A 24,402-nucleotide genomic window follows, 5' to 3' on the forward strand; every position below is an offset into this window, starting at 1 on the left:
TTTCTGAACTGCAAAGAACTCAGACCTTGGCGACCGAAACCTTGACGCCGCCGGTGATCTCGGCGGCATCGGCACCCGCGTCACCGAAAGTCAGTGCGGTGGCGAGGATTTCCCCGGCGATCAGGTCGCGGTGGGTCGCGGCCCACGCCGCCCGCTCGGCCGGCACATCCAGGATCACACTGATCCGGTCGGACACCTCCAGACCCTGTGACTTGCGGGTTTCCTGCAGGTCGCGGATCAGGTCGCGGGCCCAGCCCTCGGCCTCCAGCTCCTCGGTGACCACCGAGTTCAGCACCACCAGGCCGGCATTACCGGGCAGGGCGGCGGTGGACTCGGGTTCGGCGGCCACCAGTCGCTGGGTGTACTCCTCGGGCAGCAGGGTGATCCCGGCGGCGGTGACGACACCGTCGACGGATTCGCTCCACTCCCCCGCCTTGACTGCCTTGATCACCGTCTGGACCTGCTTGCCGATGCGCGGACCGGCGGCGCGCGCGTTGACGACCAGCTCGAACCGGCCGTGCGCGGAGACGTCGGTGGTCAGGTCGACCTTCTTGACGTTGACCTCGTCGGCGATCAGCGCGGCGAACGGCGTGAGCCGCTCGGCATCCGCGGCGGCGATGGTGACCTCGGCCAGCGGCAGCCGCACCCGCAGGTTCTGCGCCTTGCGCAGGCTCAGCACGGTGGAGCAGACCACTCGCACCTCGTCCATCGCGGCGACCAGCTCGGGATCGTGCGGCAGCTCGGTCTCGGTCGGCCAGTCGGTGAGGTGCACCGAGCGCTCGCCGGTGAGCCCACGCCAGATGACCTCGGTGATCAGCGGCAGCAGCGGTGCGGCGAGGCGGGTGACCACCTCGAGGACCGTGTGCAGGGTGTCGACCGCGTCGCGGTCCTCGGACCAGAACCGCGAACGCGACCGGCGCACATACCAATTGGTGAGCGCGTCGGCGAAACCACGCAGTTCGTCGGCGGCACCGGCGATGTCGTAGGTCTCGAGCGCCTCGGTGACCACGTCGCGGGTGACCGCGAGCTTGGCCAGGATGTAGCGATCGAGCACGTTCGGCGAATCCGTCCGCCACACACCGGGCTTCGAGGCGTAGAGCTGCAGGAAGGTCCACGCGTTCCATAGCGGCCGCATCGCATGGCTCACGCCCTCGCGGATGCCACGCTCGGTGACGATGAGATTGCCACCGCGCAGGATGGGCGAGCTCATCAGGAACCAGCGCATGGCGTCGGAGCCGTCGCGGTCGAAGACCTCGTTGACGTCGGGGTAGTTGCCCTTCGACTTCGACATCTTCAGGCCGTCGTCACCGAGCACGATGCCGTGCGCGGCAACGGTTTTGAACGACGGCGAGTCGAACAGCGCGGTCGAGAGCACGTGCAGCGTGTAGAACCAGCCGCGGGTCTGCCCGTTGTACTCGACGATGAAATCGCCGGGGAAGTGGCTGTCGAACCACTCCTTGTTCTCGAACGGGTAGTGCACCTGGGCATACGGCATCGAGCCCGACTCGAACCAGCAGTCGAGCACCTCGGGTACCCGGCGCATGGTCGAGTTCCCGGTCGGGTCATCGGGATTGGCGCGGGTGAGGTCGTCGATGTAGGGACGGTGCAGGTCGGTGGGGCGCACGCCGAAGTCGGCTTCCAGTTCGTCGAGCGAACCGTAGACGTCCACGCGCGGGTAGGCCGGGTCGTCGGAGACCCACACCGGGATCGGGCTGCCCCAGTAGCGGTTTCGGCTGATGTTCCAGTCGCGCGCGCCTTCGAGCCACTTGCCGAACTGGCCGTCGCGGATGTGCTCGGGCACCCAGCTGATCTGCTGGTTGAGCTCGACCATCCGGTCGCGGAACTTGGTGACCGCGACGAACCACGACGGCACGGCCATGTAGATCAGCGGCTGACCGGAGCGCCAGCTGTGCGGGTAGGAGTGCTCGATCGTCTCGTGCCGCAGCAGCTTTCCGGCGGCCTTGAGGTCCTTGATGATCACCGGGTTGGCGTCGAAGACCATCATGCCCTCGTACGGCGGCACCATCGAGGTGAACTTGCCCGCCGGGTCGAGCGGCTGCACGATCTCGATGCCGTTGGCCGAGGCGACATCCATATCCTCTTCACCGAAAGCCGGTGCGAGGTGGACGATTCCGGTGCCGGAATCGGTGGTGACGTAGTCGGCCGTGAGCACACGGTGCGCGTTCGGGTGGCCGACGAAGAAGTCGAACGGCGGGGCGTAGGACAGGTCGGCCAGCGCCGCACCGTCGTACTGGCCGAGCACCTCCGGCTCGTCGCCCAGTTCGCGGCTGTAGTGCGAAAGGCGTTCGGCGGCGAGCAGGTAGCGCTTGTCGTCGGCACCACGCACGTGCACGTAGCGCACGTCGGGGTGCACCGCGATCGCGAGGTTGGACGGCAGGGTCCACGGCGTGGTGGTCCAGATCAGCGCGTTCGCGCCGTCCAGTGCGGCGAGGGGGTGTTCAGCGGGGACGCTCAGGCGCATGTCGACGGTGACCGCGGGGTCCTGACGCATCTTGTACGCGTCGTCGAGGCGGGTCTCCTGGTTCGACAGCGGCGTCTGCTCGTACCAGCTGTAGGGCAGCACACGGAAGCCCTGATAGATCAGGCCCTTCTCGTGCAGCGACTTGAACGCCCACATGACCGACTCCATGAAGTCGAGGTCGAGGGTCTTGTAGTCGTTGTCGAAGTCGACCCAGCGGGCCTGGCGGGTGACGTAGTCGCGCCACTCACCGGTGTAGCGCAGCACCGACGACTTACAGGCGGCGTTGAACTCGGCCAGCCCCATCTCGTCGATCTGGGCCTTGTCGGTGATGCCGAGCTGCTTCTCGGCTTCGATCTCGGCGGGCAGGCCGTGGGTGTCCCAGCCGAAGCGGCGGTCGACCTTCTTGCCGCGCATGGTCTGGAAGCGCGGGATCAGGTCCTTGACGTAGCCGGTCAGCAGGTGCCCGTAGTGCGGCAGACCGTTCGCGAACGGGGGGCCGTCGTAGAAGACGAACTCGCCTTCACCGTCGCGGTTGTCGATGCTGGCGCGGAAGGTGTCGTCGCGGGCCCAGTAGTCGAGCACCTGGGTTTCGAGCTCCGGGAACGTCGCGCCCGAACCCGCGCCGAAGTCGACTCTGGGGTATGCGCTACCGGTAGTTGTCTCGTCCGCCATCGCGGATTGCTCCTCGTGCCGCCGCGCCGTGAGCGCGAGATGTGGGCACGGGGACGATGTCGGCGCCGGTGCGCCGTACCGCGGTACCACCCCGTTTGCTCGCGCTACCCCCTCGCCGGGAGCGGCATGAGCCTCTCGTTGTGTGAGCTGTGACGGGCTCACCCGTTCGGTTCTACTGAGCGCTGCGCGCCGTTCTTCCGAAGGCTCCCCGGTGATGGCCGGATCAGTGCCATGTGTAGTTCGATTCTAACCGGGCGCGTCCAGTCGATATTCCGCGCCGGTCAGTTCCGCCGGGCGTGTCGGCCGGGTGGGACCGGCTCGCTCTCGGGTTTTCGCGCGGACAGTGCGCTCACGAGCAAACTCGCGGCACCCACCACACAGATCAGAATGCACCCCCACGCCCACACCACCGAACCGGTGGCGAGCGCTGCGACGAGCAGTCCGAAGCCGATCGCCGCAAGAACAAGCGTCAAGACGAGCATGGTGACTCCCAAGCCAACCGAGCAGCCCGACGATAACTGGGCATTCCCGAATCACGCGACGCGCTGCGTCGCGCGACTCGGGAACTAGTTTACTTGCCGCCCTTGGCGAAGGAGGCGGGAGCCAGACTGTTGGCCGAACCGTTGGTTTCGCCCGCGAACTCGCCGCCGTCGACCGGTACGGCCGACCCGCGGTTCTCGAGCTCTTCCAGCTGCGATTCCAGGTAGGACTTCAGGCGCACCCGGTACTCGCGCTCGAAGGTCTTCAGCTGCTCGATGCGGCTTTCCAGCACCGTGCGCTGCTGGGTGATCGTGGCCATGATCTCGGCGTGCTGACGCTCGGCGTCGGCGGTGAGCGCCTCGGCCTTGTCCTTGGCCTGCCGGATCTGGGTGTCGGAGCGGTTCTGCGCGTCGGAGAGCATCGCGTCGGACTTCTGACGCGCGTCGGAAATCATCGCTTCCGAGCGAGTGCGGGCGTCGCCGACCAGTCGCTCGGAGTTTGCTCGCGCGTTCGAGAGCAGACCCTCGGCCTCGGTCTTGGCATCGGTGGTGAGGCGGTCGGCCATCTCCTGCGCCAGGGTGAGCACCTTCGCGGCCTGCATGTTCGCGTCCGGGCCGTTGTTCTGCACCGGCGCCGCGACGGGCATCGGGGCGGGCGGCGCGACCGGGACCGGCTGCGGAACGGGTTCTGGCACTGGCGGCGGCGCCTGCTGCACGGGCGCCTTCGCGGCGCTGACCGGGGCGGGCCCGCGGTTCTTCTTGGCGTCGGCCAGCTCGGTGTCGAGTTCGGCGACCCGCTGACGCAGGTCGGCGTTCTCCTCGATCAGGCGCGAAAGCTCCTGTTCGACGAGATCCAGGAAGGCATCGACCTCGTCCTCGTTGTAGCCGCGCTTACCGATCGGCGGTTTGCTGAACGCGACGTTGTGCACATCGGCAGGAGTCAGCGGCATCGAAGGATCCCTTCACGCGTCTTTTGGAGAACTAGCAAGCGGTCTTCTCGATTCATTGTGTCACACGGAGGTCACGGGCTGACCGAGCCTACCCACGATCGACATCAGGATGAAGACGAGGAAGAGCAGGACCATTATCGAAAGATCGAGACGAATCCCCCCAAGATTCACAGGAGGTATCAACCGCCTCAGAAGTTTCACCGGGGGGTCGGTAACGGTGAAGATCACCTCTAGGACGATCACCACCACACCGGTCGGGCGCCAGTCGCGCGCGAAACTGCGAATGAACTCGACGATCACCCGACTGATGAGCAACAGCCAGAAGATGAAAAGCACGAGGTACAGAACCGCGAACAGGGCCACGGGTTCACTCTGCCGCAAAACCGGCACCGTGCAAAATGGCCGCGCCGCGCAATGCGCGGGCGGCCATCTCGGTATCGGGTGTGCGTTCTCTATTTCTGGTTGTAGAAGCCGTTTTCGGCGATGCGGCGGCGTTCTTCCGCTGATACGTCGACATCGGCCGGTGAGAGCAGGAACACCTTCGTCGCCACCTTGTCGAACGAACCACGCAGCGCGAAAGCGAGTCCGGCCGCGAAATCGACCAGCCTTTTGGCATCGGCATTGCTCAGGTCGACCAGGTCCATGATGACCGGATTCCCTTCGCGGAACCGTTCACCGATGATCCTGGCCTCGCTGTAATCGCGCGGACGCAGCGTGGTGATCTTGGACAAGGGACCTCCGTCCTCGAAGATCCCAGGACGCCGCGCGGGCGCGGGCTCGGGGCGCATGCGCTCCTCCAGCCTGCGCTCCTCGGCGTCGGGATCGACCGCGAGCGCACCACGAGTGGAGCCGCGCATACCGGGTGCGACACCGCCTGCCCGGAAGGACCGGCCCGACGACGGCGCCGTTTCGATCCTGGTGGGGCGACGCGGCGTCTCGTAGCGATCGTCGGCGTAGGTGTCGGCGACATAGTCGTCACGACGCGCCTGGTAGGCCGACTTGTAAGCCGGCTGTGGGAAGTCGTCGGCCTCGTCGGAGAAACGTTCGGAGCCGTAACGGTCTTCGGCATAACGGTCGTAGCTGCGCGGACGGGCGCGGCCCGCGCGCTCCTCGGCGCCGCGAGGGGCATGATCGTCGACGTAGTCGTCTTCGTACTCATCGAGCGGAACCATGCCGAAGTACGCCTTGAACTTATGCAGGGTACTCATCTGGTCGACCTTCCTTCGGCCCCGGTGGCGGCCGGGTGTTGAAGTTCTTGCTCAGCGCCTCTTCAGCCCAATCGTATGTGTCGAATGTGACTGATGAGGTTTCTTTGCTACGCCGAGGTTATCGGCCGGGCGCCCATCAAGGCGGTTCCGACACGCACACACGTCGAACCGTGTTCGACCGCAATCTCCAAATCACCCGACATACCTGCAGAAAGTTCGGTGGCTCCGGCGTGTTGCGCCATCAGCGAAGTGTGCAATGTCGCAAGATTCGCAAACGACACATCACTGGGGACGTCAAGGGGCGGAATCGCCATCAGACCGGCCAGATGCAGGCCGGGCGCCTTCGCTACCAGGTCGGCCAGGGCGAGCAGATCGGCCGGTGCGACACCCCCGCGTCCGGGGTCGGTGTCCAGGCTCACCTGCAACAGCACCCGCAGCGGCGCGATACGCTCGCCGGCTGCCAGTGCGTCCTGCGCGGCACGGTCGAGAGCGTTTGCCAGACGTTCGCTGTCGACCGAAGCGACGGTGTGCGCCCACCGCGCTACCGCGCGTGCCTTGTTGCGTTGTAAACGGCCGATCATGTGCCATTCGACGTCGTTGTAGGCGAGCTGATCGACCTTCGCGGACGCTTCCTGCTCGCGGGACTCGCCGAATTCGCGTCGGCCGAGGGCGTGCAGGATGGCGACGTCGGTGGCGGGGAAGAACTTGGTCACCGGGAGAAGAGTGACCGAACCTGACGGGCGACCCGCGGATTCGACGGCGGCGTCGATGCGGGCGAGGAGACCGTCGAGACGAGCCGAGAGCTCCGCGGTGCGGATCGTGTCCGTCGTCATGCGGCGGGATCCATCCAGATCACGCCGGCGATGCGGCCGGTCGGTGCGCCGCGGCGGTGGCTGAACAGGGTTTTGTCCTCGATGGTGCAGCGTGGGTCAACGGCGATTCCGCCGACGCCCGCCTCGGTGAGCTGTCGGCGGATGCCCGCCCGCAGATCGAGCCCGGGGGTTTTGCGGACGGTGGTGGTCGCGCTGCCTGGCAGGTGGGCCTCGACGTCGGCGCGCATGGCGGCGGGGACTTCGTACTGGCGACCCGAGGCGGCGGGGCCGAGGAAGGCACCGATGCGGTCGATGCGGGCGCCGACCGAGACCATCGCGTCGAGAACTCGCGGCACTATGCCGATCCGGGCGCCGATGCGGCCCGCGTGGACCGCGGCGATGACGCCCGCCTCGTCATCGGAGAGCAGGATCGGCACGCAGTCGGCGGTGAGCACCACCAGCGCCAGCCCCGGCACGGTCGTGACCAGCGCGTCGGTCACCGGCACCGGTTCGGCGCGCGGCCCGTCGACGATCTCGACGGTGCGCCCGTGCACCTGCTCCATCCACACCAGCCGGTCAGGAGCGAGGCCGATACCTTCGGCCAGCCGGATCCTGTTGCGGTGCACAGCTTCCGGATCGTCACCGACGTGGTCACCCAGGTTGAACGAGTCGTAGGGCGCGGCGGAGAAGCCACCGGCGCGGGTGGTGGTCACCCGGCGAACGGTCACGGTAGGAGGTGCGGAAGTCATAGTTCGAGCGTAGTGCGGTCACGGGGTCGCGCGGTCACCGCGCGGGGTGACGTCGGCAACCCCGGTGCGAACTGTCACGGGCGACGGGCGGCCTCGTGTTTTCCGGATAACGCGATAGCGCCCGAACTCGATGGGAGTTCGGGCGCTATCGCGCAGACGAATGCTTATCGACGCATGAAGTCCGGGACGTTGATCTCGTCGTCATCGTCGCCTTCGCGAACTTCCGGGTTGTTGACGCGGTTCATGGCCGCCTCGGTGACCCGCTGACGCTCCGACTCCCGGTACCGCTCCGTATCACGGTAATTCGGCGCCGCGGCCCGGCTACTGGACACCCCGGCCGTAGCGGGCTCGGTGGGACGCGACGGCGCCTCGGACGTGCGTCCCTGACCGATCTCGCCCGCGCGGCCGGAACCGATCGGGTTCGCCCCGGTCCGGCTCGTCGTGACCGCGCTGGATTCGGTATTGCGCCGCGACGGGCCGCCACCGTCGAATCCCGCGGCGATGACGGTGACGCGCACCTCGTCGCCGAGCGAATCGTCGATGACCGTACCGAAGATGATGTTGGCCTCGATGTGGGCCGCCTCCTGTACCAGCGAAGCCGCCTCGTTGATCTCGAACAGGCCCAGATCGGAACCGCCCGCGATCGAGAGCAGCACACCGTGCGCGCCATCCATGGAGGCCTCGAGCAGCGGCGAGTTGATCGCCGTCTCGGCCGCCTTCACCGAACGACCCTCGCCACGCGCCGAGCCGATGCCCATGAGTGCCGAGCCGGCACCCGACATCACGCTCTTGACGTCGGCGAAGTCGACGTTGATCAAGCCGGGGGTGGTGATCAGGTCGGTAATACCCTGAACACCGTTGAGCAGCACCTCATCCGCGGAGCGGAAGGCGTCCATCAGACTCACCGCCGCGTCGCCCAGCTGCAGCAGCCGGTCGTTCGGAATGACGATGAGGGTGTCGCACGACTCGCGAAGTAGGTTGATCCCTACTTCGGCCTGGTTCCCGCGCCGCTTGCCCTCGAAAGAGAACGGCCGGGTGACGACCCCTATAGTCAGGGCGCCCAACTTGCGGGCGATGCTGGCGACGACGGGGGCGCCACCGGTACCGGTGCCACCACCCTCGCCCGCCGTGACGAAGACCATGTCGGCGCCCTTGAGCACCTCTTCGATCTCGTCCTTGTGGTCCTCGGCGGCCTTGCGACCGACTTCCGGATCGGCTCCGGCACCGAGGCCGCGGGTGAGTTCGCGACCGACATCGAGTTTGACGTCGGCGTCACTCATCAGCAGGGCTTGCGCGTCGGTATTGACCGCGATGAACTCGACTCCCTTGAGTCCCTGTTCGATCATTCGGTTGACGGCGTTCACGCCGCCGCCGCCGATACCGACGACCTTGATCACTGCAAGGTAGTTGTGCGGGGGCGTCATGGGCTCTCGCCTTCCTTCGATCTTAAACCCTCAACCTCAACCATAGGGTTGGCGTTATGTCAAGTATCCGACTGCTGCGGAACGCTATTCGCAGCCACTGCGATCCCGGCGCAGGCGCGCCGAGATGAGAGCCAGAATCTTGTGCCACAAAGAATGTCGCTCACTTTACCGTGACCAGATTCGGACTCGAAACGTCGAATACGGTCCCCTCACGGGTCAGTAGCGGCAACACGACGGCAGCTTTGCGCTCGCCGTCGTCCGTGCCGCCCCACACTACCTTCCTGCCATCGCGAAGGCTCAGCGAGACGTCCGAAATCGACCGTGCGACAACCTCACCCACCTGCACCGACAGGGCGGGAGGCAGGGTGACCAGCACATCCACCGCCGCCCTGGCCGCCGCTGACCCGGTGAACGAGCCCTCGGTGCGCAGTTTCGGCACCCCGATGGGCGGTTCTGGCTCGATCGCGAATTCGACGCTCTCGGCGTCGATCAGGTGGGCGCCGTCCGGTGCCTCGAAGTACACCACGGGTGTTCGCTCCACGACGGTGACCAGCACTGTCGAGGGGAATTTACGTTGCACCCGGACCGAGCGCACCTTCGGGATCGCGGCCACGCGCTGGGCGATCGCGGTGGTATCGATGCGTAACATCGAACGGCCGTCCGGAATTTCGAGTCGCCCGCGCACATCGGCCTCCGGCACCGCCGACAGGCCGTCGATGCGCACGGTGCGCACCGACAGCGCCGGGGTGAACCAGGCCACTGCCACCAGCAGGCTCACCACGACCACCCCGACCACCGTCCAGAGACGGTAGCCGTGCCACCCGCGCGCGGCGGGCATCGGCAATCTCACCGGCCGCCCTGCTGCGGCCTGGCCCGCAGGCCGTCGAGGATCTGGCTGCCGAGCATGGTCACATCGCCCGCACCCATGGTGATCACGACGTCGCCGTCGCCCGCGAGCGCGGCGACCTGCTTGCCGACCTTGGACATATCCGGCTGGTAGTGCACGGGTTTGGTCACCGACTGGGCGACCAGCGCGCCGTTGACGCCGGGCAGCGGGTCTTCACGGGCGCCGTAGACGTCGAGGACGACCACCTCGTCGGCCAGGCTCAACGCGGTGCCGAACTCCGTGGCGAAAGTGGCGGTGCGGCTGTACAGATGCGGCTGGAACACCACGATCACCCGGCCGCGCTGCAGGCGGTCGCCGTCGCGCGCCTCCTGGGCGACGAGCTGCGCGGCGGCCTCGAGCACGGCGCGAACCTCGGTGGGGTGGTGGGCGTAATCGTCGAAGACACGCACGCCGTTTTCCCGGCCGGTGAACTGGAACCGGCGATGCACGCCGCCGAATCCCTCCAGGCCAGCCACGATCTCGTCGATATCGGCGCCGGTGGCGCGGGCGGCCAGCAGCGCCGCCAGCGCGTTGAGCGCCATGTGCCTGCCGGGCACCGACAGTCGCAACGAACGCGGCGCGGTTTCGCCGTCGAGCTGGAACTCGACGATGCCGCCGACATCACGCGGTTGCCAGTCGAGCAGCCGCGCACCGACGGGCACTGGCGCGTCGGTGAGATCGCCCGATCCGTAACCGAGGACCGTGATCCCGCGTTCGGACATCCGCGGTGCGACCCGCTGGGCCAGCGCGAGCGAACCGGGATCGTCGAGGCACACCACCAGCAGACCGCCGGGGGCGAGCCGGTCGGCGAAGTCGTCGAAGACCTGGATGTAGGCCTCGTCGGTGCCGAAGTAGTCGAGGTGGTCGGATTCGATATTGGTGACCACGGCGACGTCGGGGTCGTATTGCAGCAGTGAGCCGTCGGACTCGTCGGCCTCGGCGACGAAGATGTCACCGCTGCCGTGGTGGGCGTTGGTGCCCGCCTCGTTGAGCTCGCCGCCGACCGCGAACGACGGATCGGCGCCGCAGTGCTGCAGCGTGACGATCAGCATCGAGGTGGTCGAGGTCTTGCCGTGGGTGCCCGAGACCAGCAGGGTCTTGTGCCCGCGCATCAGCGCGGCGAGCACGGTCGGGCGCATCAGCACGGGGATATCGCGCCGATTCGCTTCGACCAGTTCCGGGTTGGTCTTCGGGATGGCGGCGTAGGTGGTGACGACAACCGTCGGACCGCCGGGCAGCAGATCGAGGGCGTCGGCGGCGTGGCCGATGCGCACCTCGGCGCCGCGGGCCCGCAGCGACAGCACACCGCGGCTCTCACGGGCATCAGAACCGGAGACCTTGCCGCCGCGGGAAAGCAGGATGCGCGCGATACCGGACATCCCGGCGCCGCCGATGCCGACCATGTGCACGCGTTCGAGTTCGGGTGGCAGGGCTGCCTCCGTCGACTCCCCGATCTCGCCTGCGACCGCACCGCCGCGCGGCTGTTCCGGCTCGCTCATCGGGCGACCTCGGTGACGATCCTGGCCACCGTGCCGGCAGCGTCGCGATGGCCTGCGCCTGCGGCGGCGCGGCTCATCTGCGCGAGTCGAGCGGGGTCGAGCAGCAGCGGAATCACCTCATCGATCACGTATTTCGGGGTCAGCTCGGCGTCGGCCACAATTGTGCCACCACCTTGCGCGACCACCGGTCGGGCGTTGAATTCCTGTTCGCCGTTGCCGTGCGGCAGCGGCACGTAGAAGGCGGGTAGTCCCACCGCCGACACCTCGGCCACGGTCATCGCACCGGATCGGCACACCACCGCGTCGGCGGCGGCGTAGGCCAAGTCCATTCGCGACAGATAGGGCACCGCCACATACGGTGCGGGCGCGTCGGCGGTGCTCACCTCGACACTGTTCTTGGGGCCGTGCGCGTGCAGCACCGAGATACCAGCGGCCGCGAGTTGCGGTGCGGCACCGGAGACGGCCTCGTTGAGGCTGCGCGCACCCTGCGAACCACCGAACACCAGCAGCACCGGTCCCTCGGCGGGCAGACCGAAGTGCGCGCGAGCCTGCGCCCGCAAGGCCGGACGGTCGAGCTCGGTGATGGAGGCGCGTACCGGAATACCGACGACCTGCGCGCCTGCCAGCCCCGAATCCGGAACGGCGGCGAGCACTGTGGCGGCGAGTTTCGCGCCGACCTTGTTGGCGATGCCTGCCTTCGCGTTGGCCTCGTGCACGATCACCGGCACCTTGCGCTTGCGGCCGAACAGCCCGCCGCGCGCGGCGAGGTACGCGGGCAGTGCGACGTACCCGCCGAAGCCGATGATCACGTCGGCCTGCACGTCGTCGATCACCGCTCTGGTCGCCTTGACCGAGGCGAGTACCCGGCCCGGCAGTCGCAGCAGGTCGGCGGAGGGCTTGCGCGGCAACGGCACCGGCGGGATCAGTTCCAGGGGGTACCCACGTCCGGGCACCAGTTTCGTCTCGAGTCCACGCTCGGTACCCAAGGCGGTCACCCGGATCGAGTCGTCGAGTCTGCGCAGCGCGTCGGCGACAGCCAGCGCGGGTTCGATGTGGCCTGCGGTTCCCCCGCCTGCGACGATCACCGACAACCCGGATCGCGGGTTACTCACCTGGATCTACCTCGTTCTCTCTATATCGAATCGATCTCGCGAAAGCGTGCGTGGTCATGCGCCGCCGCCTCCGCCGGTCCGCCGTTTCACCGGGCGGTGTGGCATCGGGTAGGTCGGTTCCCATGCTCGTGTCGACCGTAGCGAACTCGTGCCGCGGCTCTCCGGCGCACGTCGCCTGCGGTCGGCGGGCGGCTGGCGCCGCTGGGGCTGACGTGGGCGTTCGGTTCGGGCACGCGGCGCGACTTTGCGTGGCGCGGGCGGGGTGTACACCTCGGGCACCGGCAGCCGCAGCAGTCTGCTGAGCCTGCCGTCCTGGCCTGCCTTCAGCGCCGAGACCGCCTCCGGTTCGTGCCGGGCGGCGCTGGCGATGATGCCGAACATGAACAGCGTGATCGCCAGCGACGAACCACCGGCCGAGACCAACGGCAACTGCAGACCGGTCACCGGCAGCAGCCCGACGACATAGCCGATGTTGATCAGCGCCTGCGCGGTGATCCAGGTGGTGGCGGTGGCGGTGAGCAGGCGCAGGAACGGGTCGACCGAGCGCAGCGCGATGCGGATGCCCGCGTAGACGAACAGGGCCAGCAGCGCCAGCACCAGCATGCAGCCGAGGAAGCCGAGTTCCTCGCCGATGATGGCGAAGATGAAGTCGTTGTGCGAGTTGGGCAGGTAGCTCCACTTCGCGCGGCTCTGCCCGAGGCCGCGGCCCCAGATGCCGCCGTCGGCGAGGGAGTACTTGGCTTGGCGCGCTTGGTAATTGACCCCCTGCGGGTCGTCGCCAGGATTGAAGAACGCACGCACCCGGTCGGAGCGGTAGCCGGCCGACAACGCCAGCACCGACGCGGCGACCAGCCCGGTCACCATGATCCCGACGAACAATCGCACCGGCAGCCCACCGAACCACAGCAACGCCATCAACACGATGCCGAGGGCGATGGTGGTCGACAGGTTCGGCTCGAGCACCACCAGCAGGCACACCAGCAGGCCGGCGGGAACCAGCGGCACCAGGATGTCTTTGAGCTGGGCGCCCCGACGCGACGCGAGCAGGTGCGCACCCCACACGATCAGCGTCACCTTGACGACTTCGGAGGGCTGGATCGACAGCGGGCCGATGTCGAACCAGCGACGCGCGCCACCGTGAATCGAGCCGATGCCGGGAATGAGCACCAATACCAGCGCGAGCACCGAGATGCTGAAGATCGGGAACGACCATTGGCGCAAGAACCGCAGCGGCAGCCGCAGCGCCACATAGAACGCGACAGCGCCGAGCGCGGCGAACATCGCCTGCTGGATGAACAGCGCGTAGGCCGAACCACCACCGGCATAGGACTCGACGCTCGACGCCGACAGCACCATCACCAGACCGAGCACGGTGAGCAGGGTCGCGATGGTGACGATCAGATGGAACGACGCGAGCGGCCGAGCCAACCACGCACCGAAGCGCTCCCCCGCCCAGTTCGGCTGCCCCGAACCGCGGCGGGTAGTACTCGCGCTGTCCACGCTGCCCCGGCTCTTACCCACGTTGCCCCCTTTTGGGCGGTGACGGGTCGGCCGGGCGCGCCTTCGTCATAGCGCCCGCCCGATGTCACCGTCTTCCAGTGCCGTCACCGCATCCACGAAACAGCGTCCGCGATGGGTGTAGTCGTCGTACATATCCAGGGAAGCGGCCGCCGGCGCGAGCAGGACGGTGTCTCCGGCGCGAGCCAGACCCGCCGCGGCGCGCACCGCACGGCCCATGACCGCCTCGGCTCGCTGGGATCTCGACGACTCCATGTCTGCATCGTCTCCCGCATCCAGCTCGATGACCGGGACTTCGGGTGCGTGTCGCGTCATCGCGGCGGCGATCACCGGCGCGTCGGCCCCGAACAGCACCGCGCCGACCAGTCGGTCACCGATCTCTTCGATCAGATCGTCGACACCGGCGCCCTTGAGCAGACCGCCCGCCACCCACACCACGTGCGGGTGCGCCATGATCGCGGCGCGCGCGGCGTGCGGGTTGGTGGCCTTGGAGTCGTCGATGAACTCGACACCGCCCAGTTCGCGGACGAACGCGGTGCGGTGCGGGCCCACCTTGTGCTCGGCGAGGCCTTCCTTGACGAACTGCGGTGCCACATCGATGGCCCTGGTCAGCGCGGACGCGGCCAGCGCGTCGGCGATGCCCGCGGGTCCCGGCGGGCTGATGTCGCTGGTCTCGGCCAGGATCGCGGCCTTGGTGAAGGCGCGGTCGAGGAGCTTGCCGTCGACCACACCCAGCTCACCGTCGGCGGGGACACCGATGCGGAAGCCAACTGTGCGGCGTGCCTTCGCTTTGCGGGCGAGTGCGCCCGCGACCGGGTCGTCGAGGCCGACGACGCCGACGCGGCCGGTCAGCGCGCGCGCCTTCGCGGCGGCGTAGGCATCGAGGCCGCCGTGCCAATCCAGGTGGTCCTCGGCGACATTGAGCACGACACCGGCCTCCGGTCGCACCGACGGCGCCCAGTGCAGCTGGAACGAGGACAGCTCGACGGCGAGGACCTGCGGACCGGGGTTGCGGCGCAGTGCGTCCAGGATCGGCAGGCCGATATTGCCGCAGGCCACGCTGGAGATGCCGGCGGCGCGCAGGATCGAGTGCGTCATCTGGGTGGTGGTGGTCTTGCCGTTGGTGCCGGTGATCACCAGCCACTTGCGGACCGGACCGTAGATGCGGGCCTGATCGACCCACCAGGCGAATTCGACGTCACCCCAGACGGGCACGCCCTCGGTGACCGCGGAGACCAGCACCGGCGAATCCGGTCGCCAGCCAGGGCTGGTGATCACCAGCGCGAACCGGCTCAGGTCGGCGCTTTCGAGTTCGACGCTCGGGGCGATCTCGAGGCCGAGTTCGGCGGCCTCGGCGAGCGCCTTGGCGCCGCTGTCGGTGACAACGGGGTGGGCGCCGATATCGCGCAGCGGTTCGATCAGCGAGCGTCCGGAGACGCCCCAACCGGCGACGAGAACGTCACGGCCACGCAGGAATTCGAGCATCGGGCCCGGGGAACGCAGGGCGCGGGGCGCGTGTTCGACCATGTCTCTACTCACCCGACCTGTGACAGATATTCGCTATAGAACAGGCCGAGGCCCACTGCGGCGGAGATGCCCGCCAAGATCCAGAACCGGATGATCACCGTGGTTTCGGCCCACTTACTCAACTCGAAGTGATGGTGGAACGGCGCCATCTTGAACAACCGATTGCGCGTGGTGCGATACACCGCCACCTGCAGCATCACCGATGCCGCCTCGGCGACGAACAGCGCGCCGATCACGGCCATCAGCAGCTCGGTGCGGGTGGTGATGGACAGCCCGGCGATCAGGCCGCCCAGCGCCAGCGAACCGGTGTCGCCCATGAAGATCCGCGCGGGCGCGGCGTTCCACCAGAGGAAGCCGATGCACGCGGCGGCCGCGGCGGCGCAGACCAGGGCGAGGTCGAGGGGATCGCGCACGTCGTAGCAGCCGGGGCCGGGACTGGTCGAGCAGGAATTGCGGTACTGCCAGAAGGTGATGATCACGTACGCGCCGAGCAGCAGGCTCATCGAACCGGCCGCGAGACCGTCGAGGCCGTCGGTCAGGTTGACCGCGTTGGACCAGGCCACGACCAGGAACAGCACCCAGACGACGAAGATGAGCGCGCCCATCGACACCGTGTTCCAGTCGCGCACATACGACAGGTGCTTGCTGGCGGGGGTGAGCCCGTCGAGACTGCGGAATTGTAGGGCGAGAACCGCGAAGATGACTGCCGCGGCGGTCTGCCCGATGTACTTGCCCGCGGCCGAGAGTCCGAGGTTGCGCTGCTTGCGCAGCTTGATGAAGTCGTCGAGGAACCCGACGATGCCGAGGGCGGTGGTGAGCCCGAGTACGAGCAGACCCGACGCCGTCGGGCCTTCCGCGTCGTAGCCGATACCGATCAGGTGCGAGCCGAGGTAGCCCGCCCACATGCCGATCAGGATCGCGACACCACCCATGGTGGGGGTACCGCGCTTGGCCTGGTGACTGGCCGGGCCGTCGACCCGGATCTCCTGGCCGAAGCCCTGTCTGGCGAACACCCGAACCAGCAAGGGCGTCAACAGGATCGACACCGCAAGCGCGATCCCCGCCGCGAACAGAATTTGCCTCATCGAGCTGTCTTACCTTCCGCTGCCCCGGTCAGGTGCTCGGCGACGGCCCACAGGCCCACCGCCTTCGACGCCTTGACCAGTACCACATCGCCTGCGGCGATCTCGTCGTCGAGCAGCGCGATCGCCGCGTCGATATCGGGAACGAGGATCGATTCCTCGCCCCATGAGCCTTCCATTACCGCTCCCTGGTGCATGCCGTGGGAGGGTCGTCCGGTGCCGACCACGATCAACCGGTCGACATCCAGGCGTACGGCCAGGCGTCCGATCGCGTCGTGTTCGATCACCGAGGTGTCACCGAGTTCGCCCATTTCGCCGAGCACCGCCCAGCTGCGCCGGGGTTCGGAGCTCGACTTCGCGAGGGTGACCAGCGCCTTGAGCGCCGCGCGCACCGAGTCGGGGTTCGCGTTGTAGGAGTCGTTGATGACGGTGACGCCCGCGGGAGTGGTCGTCACATCCATCCGGCGGACCGAGGCCGCGGTGGCCCCGGACAGCGCCTGGGCGACAGTCTCCAGATCGGCACCGCATTCGAGGGCTACGGCCGCGGCGGCCAGGGCGTTGCCGACCTGGTGCTCGCCGTGCACCGCGAGCTGGATCGGGATCGATTCGCCTGCGACGTGCAGGGTGAAGTGGGCGCGGGCCTGGTCGTCGGTGATCACGTCGGTGGCGCGGATGTCGGCGTCGCCGGACAGGCCGACCTTCACCACGCGCGCCTTGGTGCGCGATGCCATGGCCGAGACGTTCGGGTCGTCGGCGTTGAGCACGGCCAGCCCTTCGGCGGGCAGTGCTTCGACGAGTTCGCCCTTGGCTTGCGCGATCGCCTCGCGGCTACCGAATTCGCCGAGGTGGGCGGTGCCGACATTGAGGACGACGCCGATCCGCGGCGGAGCGATGCGGGCCGCGGCGGCGATGTGGCCGACACCGCGAGCCGACAGTTCGAGCGCGAGAAACTTGGTGTCCAGACCGGCGCGCAGGGCAGTCCACGGGTGGCCGAGTTCGCTGTTGAACGAGCCGGGCGGCGCGATGACCGGACCCAGCGGCGCCAGCACGGCGGCCAGCAGATCCTTGGTCGAGGTCTTGCCGGAGGACCCGGTGACGCCGACGACGGTGAGACCGGTGCGCTCGGCCAGCCGCTCGGTGCTGACCCGCGCCAGCTCGGCCAGCGCGGCCAGCACGGCCGCGCCGGAGCCGAGGCTGTCATCGTGGCTGAGCGCCACCGACGTCCCCGGAACTGCGCCGAGGCTGGGTGCCACGACAATGGCGGGCACGCCGACCGGGCGGGCAGCGAGTACCGCGACCGCTCCGGCGGCGACCGCCTTCGCGGCGTAGTCGTGTCCGTCGGAGTTGGCGCCGGGCAGGGCGAGGAACAGATCGCCGGAACCGATTCGGCGCGAATCGAATTCGACCGAACCGGTCACCAGTGCCTGGGGGTCGGGTACGTCGTGCAGCTCGCCGCCGACAACGTCCGCGATCTCCCGCAGTGTCATCTCGATCATGAAACCGTCAAGTCCTCCGAGTCCGTGAGCGGACTGTGTCGTATCCGCAGGGCATCCAGCGCCACCGCGACCACCTCGCGGTCGTCGAAGGGATGCTTGACGCCCTTGATCTCCTGCCCCGCCTCGTGGCCCTTACCCGCGACGAGCACTACGTCGCCGGAACGCGCCCAGTCGAGTGCGGCGGCGATGGCCGCCGCGCGGTCACCGATCTCGCGGATCTCGCCGCGGTCGGTGGCCGGGAGTTCGTGCGCACCGGCCACCACGGCGGACCTGATGGCCGCGGGATCCTCGGTGCGCGGGTTGTCGTCGGTGACGATCAGCAGGTCGGCGCGTGCCGCCGCGGCGCCCATGAGCGGGCGTTTGGCTACATCGCGGTCGCCACCGGCACCGAGCACGACGGCCAGCCTGCCTGCTCCGGCTTCGGCGAGGTGGCCGCGCAGGGTCGTCACGACCGATTCGATGGCGGCGGGCTTGTGCGCGTAGTCGACGACGGCGAGGAAATCCTGGCCGCGCTCGACGCGCTGCATCCGGCCCGGCACGTCGACGACGGCGAGCGCCGGGGCCGCGACGGCGGGATCGACGCCGGCCGCGGCGCAGGTCGCGACGGCCAGGAGCGCGTTGGCGACGTTGTAGCGGCCGGGCAGGCGCAGGCGCACCGTCAGTTCGCCGTCGGGTCCGGCGGCGGTGAATTCCTGTTCGCCGCCGGTGGTCTTGATGTCACCGCTGACCCGCCAGGTCGCGCCGCGATCGGCGGGCCCGAAGGCGGTAGCGGAGCGTGACCCCGCAGGGCCCTCGGGCGCGGCGCCATCGGACACAGCCGCGCCGGTCGTCGACACGGTCACGGGGTCGACCAGATCACCGGCCAGGCGGGTGCCCCATTCGTCGTCGAGGCAGATCACCGCGGTGCGCGCGGCGATCGGCGAATCCGCGTCGAACAGCCGACGTTTCGCGGCGAAGTAGTCCTCGAAGTCTTTGTGGAAGTCGAGATGGTCCTGCGACAGGTTGGTGAACGCGCCGACCGCGAACCGCACACCATCGACCCGGCCCAGCGCGAGCGCGTGGCTCGACACCTCCATCACGACCGCGTCGACACCCTGCTCGACCATCGCGGCGAACATCGCGTGCAGCTGCGGTGCCTCTGGTGTGGTGAGCGCGCTCGGCACCCGCTGCCCGCCGATCCGCGTCTCGATGGTGCCGATCAGCCCGGTGGACAGTCCGGCCGCGGCCAGACCGGCCTCCACCAGATACGAGGTGGTGGTCTTGCCCGAAGTGCCGGTGATGCCGACGATGCGCAACCGATCACTGGGATGGCCGTAGATCTCGGCGGAGAGTTCGCCGAGTACCGCGCGGGGCTGCTCGCGCACCAGCACGGGTACCGCGACATCACCGATCAGCTCGGCGCCCGCGGCATCGGTGAATACGGCCACCGCGCCGTTCGCGATCGCGTCGGCGGCGAATCGGGCGCCGTGCGAGTTCGCGCCGGGTAGCGCGGCGAACAGGTCACCGGCGCGCACCGCGTTGGATCGTTGCTCGATGCCGGTGATCGTCACCTCGGCGGATGCCGGGACCACCGTCGTGGCACCGGTGAGGTCCGCCACGGCCTGCAGCGACGTCGACAGCGGAGTGGTTGGCCGGAGCGCGTGCGGGCTGGACTGCGCGGGCACAAGGCTCCTCTCTGAGAGTGATCGAGCGCGTAGGCGAGACGAGCAGTCAGATTACCGACGCGCGGTGTCGGACAGACAACGCGGGTTGAGTTAATTGTTGTTCTCGGCCCGCCCGCCTCTGGACTGAGTGGAGGGTGCGACGAAGGAGTACCCGGAGGGAGAGAAGAGGGCGGGCAACCAGGGGCCGAGAACTGCGGCACCAGCCGTTATGACACCGCCTCCAGCACGAGGCGCTCGGGCTCCGGCGAGGGCGGCACCCGGTCGCGCTGCAACGCCCAGGAGGCGATGCTGTGGAACAGCGGCGCGGCCGACCCACCGCCGGTGCCGTCGGAGCTGCGCACCGGCGCGTCGAGCATCATGCCGATCACGTAGCGGGGGTTGTCCGCGGGCGCCATCCCAGCGAACGTGCTGTAGAACGACGAGGTCGAATAGCACCGGCACGTGGGGTCGACCTTCTGCGCGGTGCCGGTCTTGCCCGCCACCTGATATCCCTCGATCGCGGCGGGTGCGCCGGTGCCCATCTGCACACCCATCGGGTCTTTCTGCACGGTCGCCTGGAACATCTCGCGCAGGGTGTGCGCGGTCTGCGGGCTCACCACGCGCACGCCGTCGGGCTGCAGTTCCTCGGTGCGGGTGCCGTCCGGGGCCACCTTGGCCTTGACGATGCGCGGCGGGATCCGCAGGCCGTCGTTGGCGATGGCCTGATACATCGCCGTCATCTGCAGGGTTGTCATCGAAAGGCCCTGGCCGATGGGCAGATTCGCGAAGGAACCACCGGACCACTGGTCGCGGGCGGGTACCTGGCCCGCGCTCTCGCCCGGCAGGCCGACGCCGGTGCGCTGGCCGAGCCCGAACCGGTTGATCATATCGGCGAACCGGTCCTCACCCACGCGCTGGGCGAGCATGAGAGTGCCGACGTTGGAAGACTTTCCGAAGATGCCGGTCGTCGTATAGGGCGCGACGTCGTGTTGCCACGCGTCGTTCACGGTGACGCCCGACATGCGGATCGAGCCGGGCACCTGCAGCACCTCGTCGGGCGTGGTCACGCCGTATTCGATGGCGGCCGCCGCCGTGACGATCTTGTTGACCGAGCCGGGTTCGAAAGGTTCGGTGACCGACGGGTTGCCCATCTTGCCCGAGGCCCAATGATTCGGGCCGAGTGCGGGATTGAAGGTGCCGTCGTTGGCCATCGCGAGCACCTGGCCGGTCTTGGCGTCGAGCACCACCGCCGAGGCCGAGGACGCGCCGGAGACCTGTTTGGCCTGTTGCACCTGCTGCTGCACGTAGTACTGCAGGTCCGCGTCGAGGGTCAGCTCGACGGCATAGCCGTTCACCGCGGGCTGCAGGTCGCGGTAGCTGCCGGGGATCACCGCGCCGTCGGAACCCTGGTCGTAGGTACGCGAACCGTCGGTACCCGACAGCACCGAGTCCAGTGCCGATTCCAGGCCCATCTGACCGTGTTTGTCGCCGCCGATCGCGCCGATCACATTGGATGCCAGTGAGCCACCGGGATATTCGCGCAGGTCCTGTCGTTCGGCGCCGACCTCCGGGAATTTGGTGGTGATCTCGGCGGCCACGCGCGGATCGACATTCTTGACCAAGTAGTGGAACAGTTTGTCGCTGCGCAGCTTGTCCAGCAGTTCCTGCTCGGTGGGCAGTCCGGGGGCCGCACCGACCTTCTCGTGGATGAACTTCGCGATATCCTTCAGGCGCTGCTCCGGGTCCGGCGCGCTCGCCTTGAGCTTCTTCGCTTCCGCCAGCTGCTTGCGCACCGTAACCGGCTGGAAAGTCAGGGCTTTCACGGTGAGCGTGAAGGCGAGCCGATTGCCGTGCCGGTCGGTGATCGGACCACGCACCGCGGCCTCTGTGTCCTTTTTGGTGCGCTGCGACGCCGACTGTGCCTGCAACGCCGGGGCCGCGAGGCTCTGGATGTAGAGCAGCTGCAGCGCGACAACGGCCAGGGTGGCCAGCAGGGTGACCCGGCCGACGCCGAGGCGCAGGCGGATCGGCCGGTCCGGCGAGAGCGAGCCGGAGCGGCGGGCCCTCGACGAGACCGGCCCGCGTCGCTGCTGCGACGCGGGCCCGCTCTGCTTCATCGAGGACCGTCTTGCGATTCGACCATCTGCGGCTGTTCGCTCGGCGATCCGGCCGCGGGAGCTCGTAGTCCGGGAGTCGGGGCGGCGACACCCGGTGCGGGTAACGGCGCATCCGCCGGGGCAGCGACGACACCCGGTGCGAGCGGTGGCGTGTCGGCCGGGGCCAGTGGTTCGCCTTGACCTGCGACATCGACCCGATCGGGCACAGTCACCGGTGCGAGCGGAGCCGGCGCGCCGCCGTCCGCCGGGGCGGGGACTTCGCCGTTCGACGGCGCGGGTGCGGCCGCTTCGGCCGGGGCCGGAGCGAGCGGAGCCGCCGCCGGCTGCGGCGAAACCGCCGGAGCCTGGGGCGAATTCGCGGCGGGGGCCGTCGGCGCCGCCGGTGCCGCGAGCACGTTCGCCGGCGCACCGTTGGGCACGGCCGGGCTCGGCGCGGCCGCACCCGGCTGGACCGGCACCACACGCTCGCCCTGCGCCTGGGCATGCCCCGGTGCCGGAGCGTTCGGCGTGGTGGTCGGCGGACCGTTCAACGGCGGCACCGGCGCACCCTGCGCGGGCGTCGGGTTACCGATCACGGTGATCTCGCCGTCGGCACCGATCACCAGCCGGGCCGGATCCTTCGCGGGGATCATGCCGAGTTCGCCCGCGCGTGCGGCCAATTCGGGAGCGGAGTCGGCGGCGGCGACCTCGCGCTGCAGCGCGGCCCGCTCGTCGGCGAGCTTGCGGTTGACCGTCCTGGCGTCACCGAGCTGGTAGCTGTCCTCGGCGGCGCGGGTGGTGAGCAACAGGGTCAGGGCAAGGCCGCAGCCGAGCAGTCCGATGATCGCGGTGACGAACGGGATCCGTCCCGCCATCGTCGAGGACGGTTCGGGCAGTTCGATGCCGTCGAGCAACTGCTCCCTGGTGCGCTTGCGGGCATAGGCCCGCTGTGCCGCACCGGACTTCACTCGTTCGGCCGCTGCTACTGCGGCCTCGGTGGTCGATGCGTCCACGCGCCGGGCAGTCTTGCTCGGCACCGCGACTGTGCTCGTCCGCACGCTCATCGTGTCCCCTCCTGTGTCCTCCCTGACCTCTCCGCGATTCGTTCGGCCGCGCGCATCCGCACCGGCGCGGATCGCGGATTGACCTCGATCTCGGACTCGGTCGCTTTTTCCGCTCCACGGGTCAGCATCCGGAATTCCGGTCCCATGCCGGGCAGTTCGACCGGCAGGTCCATCGGCGACCGGGATACGATCCGTGGCGCGAGTTCGTGTTTGACCAGCCGGTCTTCGAGCGACTGGTACGACATGACGCAGATCCGTCCGCCCACACGCAGTGAATCCAGTGCCGCGGGCAATGCCGCCCGCAGCGAGTCGAGCTCACCGTTGACCTCCACCCGCAGCGCCTGGAACGAGCGCTTGGCCGGATGTCCGCCGGTGCGGCGCGCCGCGGCCGGAATGGTCGCGTAGAGCACCTCGACGAGTTCGGCGCTGGTGGTGAACGGCTTGACCGCCCGCCTGCGCAGCACCTCCGAGGCGATCTTGCCCGCGAACCGTTCGTCGCCATAGGTTTTCAGCACCCGGGCCAGATCGCCGTGACTGTAGGTGTTGAGCACGTCGGCGGCGGTGATGCCGGTGGTCGGGTCCATCCGCATGTCCAGCGGCGCGTCGACGGAGTAGGCGAAGCCGCGCTCGGCCTCGTCGAGCTGCATCGACGACACCCCGAGATCCATGAGGATGGCTGAGACGGAACCGGTTTCGTCCAGTCCCGCTTCGGCCAGCGCCGCCGGGATGCCGTCGTAGCGGGTGTGCACCAGCGTGATCCGGTCGGCATAGGGTGCCAGGCGCTCGCCCGCCATGCGCAACGCGGTGGTGTCGCGGTCGAGACCGACCAGGCGCGCTCGAGGATAGGTGCGCAGGAAATGTTCGGCGTGGCCGCCCAATCCGAGGGTCGCGTCGATGTAGACGGCGCCCGGTTCACTCAGCGCGGGGCCGAGCAGATCGTCGGCGCGTTCGAGCAGGACCGGCACATGACGGGGGTTCTCGGCGTCATGGTTCACGTCGACCTCCCGGGATACTGCCTCGCGTCGCAGACGGGTCGCCATGCCACACAGTGCTTTTCGAATGAGTGCTTGTCGAACGAGTTGATGATGCGAATGCTTCGAGGTCTCTGACCGGGGCAAGGCACCTGGCGTCGGGGAAGTACGTCAGGGTCCACGCCCGGGCAGAGGCCTCGCAGCACTCGCGTGCTCCGGGTCAGAAGATTCCGCCCAGCGACTCGTCTCCGGCTTGCGCGTAGTCCTCCTCGTGTTCTTCGAGGTAGGTCTCCCACGCCTGCTTATCCCATATTTCGAGGAAGTCCACCGAACCGATCACCACGCAATCCCGCGCGAGGTTCGCATAGCGCCGATGGTCCGGCGACAGCGTGATCCGGCCCTGTGCGTCCGGACGTTGCTCATCGGTGCCTGCCGCCAGCGCTCGAACGAAAGCCCTTGCCTGCGGGTTGCTTCGGGACGCCGACGCGGCTCGCCGCGCGAGCGCGGTGAACTCGTCTTTGGGATACACGGCCAGGCTGTGGTCTTGGCCTTTCGTGACCATCAACCCTCCCGCCAGATCGTCTCGAAACTTCGCAGGCAACGTCAGCCGCCCTTTGTCGTCCAATCGGGGGGTGTAGGTACCGAGGAACATCTCGGCCACCTCCCTACTGGATTCACCTCGCCGTACGGCCTCTCCTGTAGTGCGCGACCCACATTACCCCACTTTCCCCC

General features: G+C 68.3%; 20 protein-coding genes. All 20 read right to left on the reverse strand.

The genetic code is table 11. The annotated features are described in order from the left end of the window. Positions 1-19: 19 nt before the first annotated feature. The 20 genes from ileS to mraZ all read right to left on the reverse strand — a co-directional run bounded on the left by ileS (position 20) and on the right by mraZ (position 24,322). Positions 20-3,154: an isoleucine--tRNA ligase gene (gene ileS / locus ACFXKN_RS23405; protein WP_379433809.1), complete on the reverse strand. Its 3,135-nt coding sequence runs from the start codon at positions 3,152-3,154 to the stop codon at positions 20-22. 281 nt (positions 3,155-3,435) lie between these two features. Further along, on the reverse strand, positions 3,436-3,636 hold the full coding sequence (locus ACFXKN_RS23410; RefSeq protein ID WP_378969673.1) for a hypothetical protein: 201 nt from the start codon (positions 3,634-3,636) through the stop codon (positions 3,436-3,438). 89 nt (positions 3,637-3,725) lie between these two features. After that, entirely contained in the window at positions 3,726-4,583 is an 858-nt protein-coding gene (locus ACFXKN_RS23415) for a DivIVA domain-containing protein (protein ID WP_378969683.1), read from the reverse strand. Between the two features lie 60 nt (positions 4,584-4,643). Next, the gene (locus tag ACFXKN_RS23420) at positions 4,644-4,946 is read right to left on the reverse strand and encodes a YggT family protein (RefSeq protein ID WP_056816435.1); all 303 of its coding nucleotides are present in this window, start codon (positions 4,944-4,946) and stop codon (positions 4,644-4,646) included. Between the two features lie 89 nt (positions 4,947-5,035). Next, positions 5,036-5,791, reverse strand: a complete 756-nt coding sequence (locus ACFXKN_RS23425; protein WP_379433810.1) for a cell division protein SepF — start codon at positions 5,789-5,791, stop codon at positions 5,036-5,038. A gap of 107 nt (positions 5,792-5,898) precedes the next feature. Next, complete coding sequence (locus ACFXKN_RS23430; RefSeq protein WP_379433811.1) at positions 5,899-6,624, reverse strand: YggS family pyridoxal phosphate-dependent enzyme; 726 nt, start codon at positions 6,622-6,624, stop codon at positions 5,899-5,901. Next, positions 6,621-7,352 (reverse strand): peptidoglycan editing factor PgeF, encoded by a 732-nt coding sequence (gene pgeF, locus ACFXKN_RS23435; RefSeq protein ID WP_379433812.1) that lies wholly within the window; start codon positions 7,350-7,352, stop codon positions 6,621-6,623. The genes ACFXKN_RS23430 and pgeF overlap by 4 nt, the downstream gene beginning before the upstream one ends. 164 nt (positions 7,353-7,516) lie before the next feature. After that, on the reverse strand, positions 7,517-8,776 hold the full coding sequence (gene ftsZ / locus ACFXKN_RS23440; protein WP_379433813.1) for a cell division protein FtsZ: 1,260 nt from the start codon (positions 8,774-8,776) through the stop codon (positions 7,517-7,519). Positions 8,777-8,936: 160 nt separating this feature from the next. Next, positions 8,937-9,614 (reverse strand): cell division protein FtsQ/DivIB, encoded by a 678-nt coding sequence (locus ACFXKN_RS23445; protein WP_379433833.1) that lies wholly within the window; start codon positions 9,612-9,614, stop codon positions 8,937-8,939. Positions 9,615-9,622: 8 nt separating this feature from the next. Then, a complete protein-coding gene (gene murC, locus ACFXKN_RS23450; protein WP_379433834.1) occupies positions 9,623-11,065 on the reverse strand; it encodes a UDP-N-acetylmuramate--L-alanine ligase in 1,443 nt (480 codons plus the stop codon). 92 nt (positions 11,066-11,157) lie between these two features. Then, positions 11,158-12,273 carry an undecaprenyldiphospho-muramoylpentapeptide beta-N-acetylglucosaminyltransferase gene (murG, locus tag ACFXKN_RS23455; protein WP_379433814.1) on the reverse strand — a complete coding sequence of 372 codons (1,116 nt, stop codon included), beginning with the start codon at positions 12,271-12,273 and terminating at the stop codon, positions 11,158-11,160. A 54-nt stretch (positions 12,274-12,327) separates the two neighbouring features. Beyond that, positions 12,328-13,773 (reverse strand): putative lipid II flippase FtsW, encoded by a 1,446-nt coding sequence (gene ftsW / locus ACFXKN_RS23460; protein WP_378969977.1) that lies wholly within the window; start codon positions 13,771-13,773, stop codon positions 12,328-12,330. Between the two features lie 66 nt (positions 13,774-13,839). Beyond that, a complete protein-coding gene (murD, locus tag ACFXKN_RS23465; RefSeq protein ID WP_378969986.1) occupies positions 13,840-15,276 on the reverse strand; it encodes a UDP-N-acetylmuramoyl-L-alanine--D-glutamate ligase in 1,437 nt (478 codons plus the stop codon). A gap of 50 nt (positions 15,277-15,326) precedes the next feature. Continuing rightward, positions 15,327-16,403: a phospho-N-acetylmuramoyl-pentapeptide-transferase gene (gene mraY, locus ACFXKN_RS23470; protein ID WP_379433815.1), complete on the reverse strand. Its 1,077-nt coding sequence runs from the start codon at positions 16,401-16,403 to the stop codon at positions 15,327-15,329. Beyond that, positions 16,400-17,896: a UDP-N-acetylmuramoyl-tripeptide--D-alanyl-D-alanine ligase gene (murF, locus tag ACFXKN_RS23475; RefSeq protein WP_379433816.1), complete on the reverse strand. Its 1,497-nt coding sequence runs from the start codon at positions 17,894-17,896 to the stop codon at positions 16,400-16,402. The genes mraY and murF overlap by 4 nt, the downstream gene beginning before the upstream one ends. After that, on the reverse strand, positions 17,893-19,560 hold the full coding sequence (locus ACFXKN_RS23480) for a UDP-N-acetylmuramoyl-L-alanyl-D-glutamate--2,6-diaminopimelate ligase (RefSeq protein WP_379433817.1): 1,668 nt from the start codon (positions 19,558-19,560) through the stop codon (positions 17,893-17,895). The genes murF and ACFXKN_RS23480 overlap by 4 nt, the downstream gene beginning before the upstream one ends. A gap of 206 nt (positions 19,561-19,766) precedes the next feature. Continuing rightward, on the reverse strand, positions 19,767-21,656 hold the full coding sequence (locus ACFXKN_RS23485; protein WP_379433818.1) for a peptidoglycan D,D-transpeptidase FtsI family protein: 1,890 nt from the start codon (positions 21,654-21,656) through the stop codon (positions 19,767-19,769). Beyond that, positions 21,653-22,699, reverse strand: coding sequence for a hypothetical protein (locus ACFXKN_RS23490; protein ID WP_378969749.1), 1,047 nt, complete (start codon positions 22,697-22,699; stop codon positions 21,653-21,655). Before ACFXKN_RS23490 ends, ACFXKN_RS23485 begins: the two co-directional genes overlap by 4 nt. Further along, positions 22,696-23,739, reverse strand: a complete 1,044-nt coding sequence (rsmH, locus tag ACFXKN_RS23495) for a 16S rRNA (cytosine(1402)-N(4))-methyltransferase RsmH (protein WP_378969759.1) — start codon at positions 23,737-23,739, stop codon at positions 22,696-22,698. The genes ACFXKN_RS23490 and rsmH overlap by 4 nt, the downstream gene beginning before the upstream one ends. Positions 23,740-23,890: 151 nt before the next feature. Beyond that, a complete protein-coding gene (mraZ, locus tag ACFXKN_RS23500; RefSeq protein WP_378969997.1) occupies positions 23,891-24,322 on the reverse strand; it encodes a division/cell wall cluster transcriptional repressor MraZ in 432 nt (143 codons plus the stop codon). Positions 24,323-24,402 lie beyond the last annotated feature (80 nt).

The sequence above is a fragment of the Nocardia sp. NPDC059195 genome (assembly GCF_042754695.1).
Taxonomy (GTDB): domain Bacteria; phylum Actinomycetota; class Actinomycetes; order Mycobacteriales; family Mycobacteriaceae; genus Nocardia.

Coding starts and splice junctions, on each gene's coding strand:
- pgeF (WP_379433812.1), bottom strand. CDS start 7,352: ATGACTTCCGCACCTCCTACCGTGACCGTTCGCCGGGTGACCACCACC.
- ileS (WP_379433809.1), bottom strand. CDS start 3,154: ATGGCGGACGAGACAACTACCGGTAGCGCATACCCCAGAGTCGACTTC.
- murC (WP_379433834.1), bottom strand. CDS start 11,065: ATGGTCGGCATCGGCGGCGCCGGGATGTCCGGTATCGCGCGCATCCTG.
- ACFXKN_RS23445 (WP_379433833.1), bottom strand. CDS start 9,614: ATGCCCGCCGCGCGCGGGTGGCACGGCTACCGTCTCTGGACGGTGGTC.
- murD (WP_378969986.1), bottom strand. CDS start 15,276: ATGCTCGAATTCCTGCGTGGCCGTGACGTTCTCGTCGCCGGTTGGGGC.
- ACFXKN_RS23425 (WP_379433810.1), bottom strand. CDS start 5,791: ATGAGTACCCTGCATAAGTTCAAGGCGTACTTCGGCATGGTTCCGCTC.
- ACFXKN_RS23430 (WP_379433811.1), bottom strand. CDS start 6,624: ATGACGACGGACACGATCCGCACCGCGGAGCTCTCGGCTCGTCTCGAC.
- mraY (WP_379433815.1), bottom strand. CDS start 16,403: ATGAGGCAAATTCTGTTCGCGGCGGGGATCGCGCTTGCGGTGTCGATC.
- ACFXKN_RS23490 (WP_378969749.1), bottom strand. CDS start 22,699: ATGAGCGTGCGGACGAGCACAGTCGCGGTGCCGAGCAAGACTGCCCGG.
- rsmH (WP_378969759.1), bottom strand. CDS start 23,739: ATGGCGACCCGTCTGCGACGCGAGGCAGTATCCCGGGAGGTCGACGTG.
- ACFXKN_RS23415 (WP_378969683.1), bottom strand. CDS start 4,583: ATGCCGCTGACTCCTGCCGATGTGCACAACGTCGCGTTCAGCAAACCG.
- ACFXKN_RS23485 (WP_379433818.1), bottom strand. CDS start 21,656: ATGAAGCAGAGCGGGCCCGCGTCGCAGCAGCGACGCGGGCCGGTCTCG.
- ftsZ (WP_379433813.1), bottom strand. CDS start 8,776: ATGACGCCCCCGCACAACTACCTTGCAGTGATCAAGGTCGTCGGTATC.
- ACFXKN_RS23410 (WP_378969673.1), bottom strand. CDS start 3,636: ATGCTCGTCTTGACGCTTGTTCTTGCGGCGATCGGCTTCGGACTGCTC.
- murF (WP_379433816.1), bottom strand. CDS start 17,896: ATGATCGAGATGACACTGCGGGAGATCGCGGACGTTGTCGGCGGCGAG.
- mraZ (WP_378969997.1), bottom strand. CDS start 24,322: ATGTTCCTCGGTACCTACACCCCCCGATTGGACGACAAAGGGCGGCTG.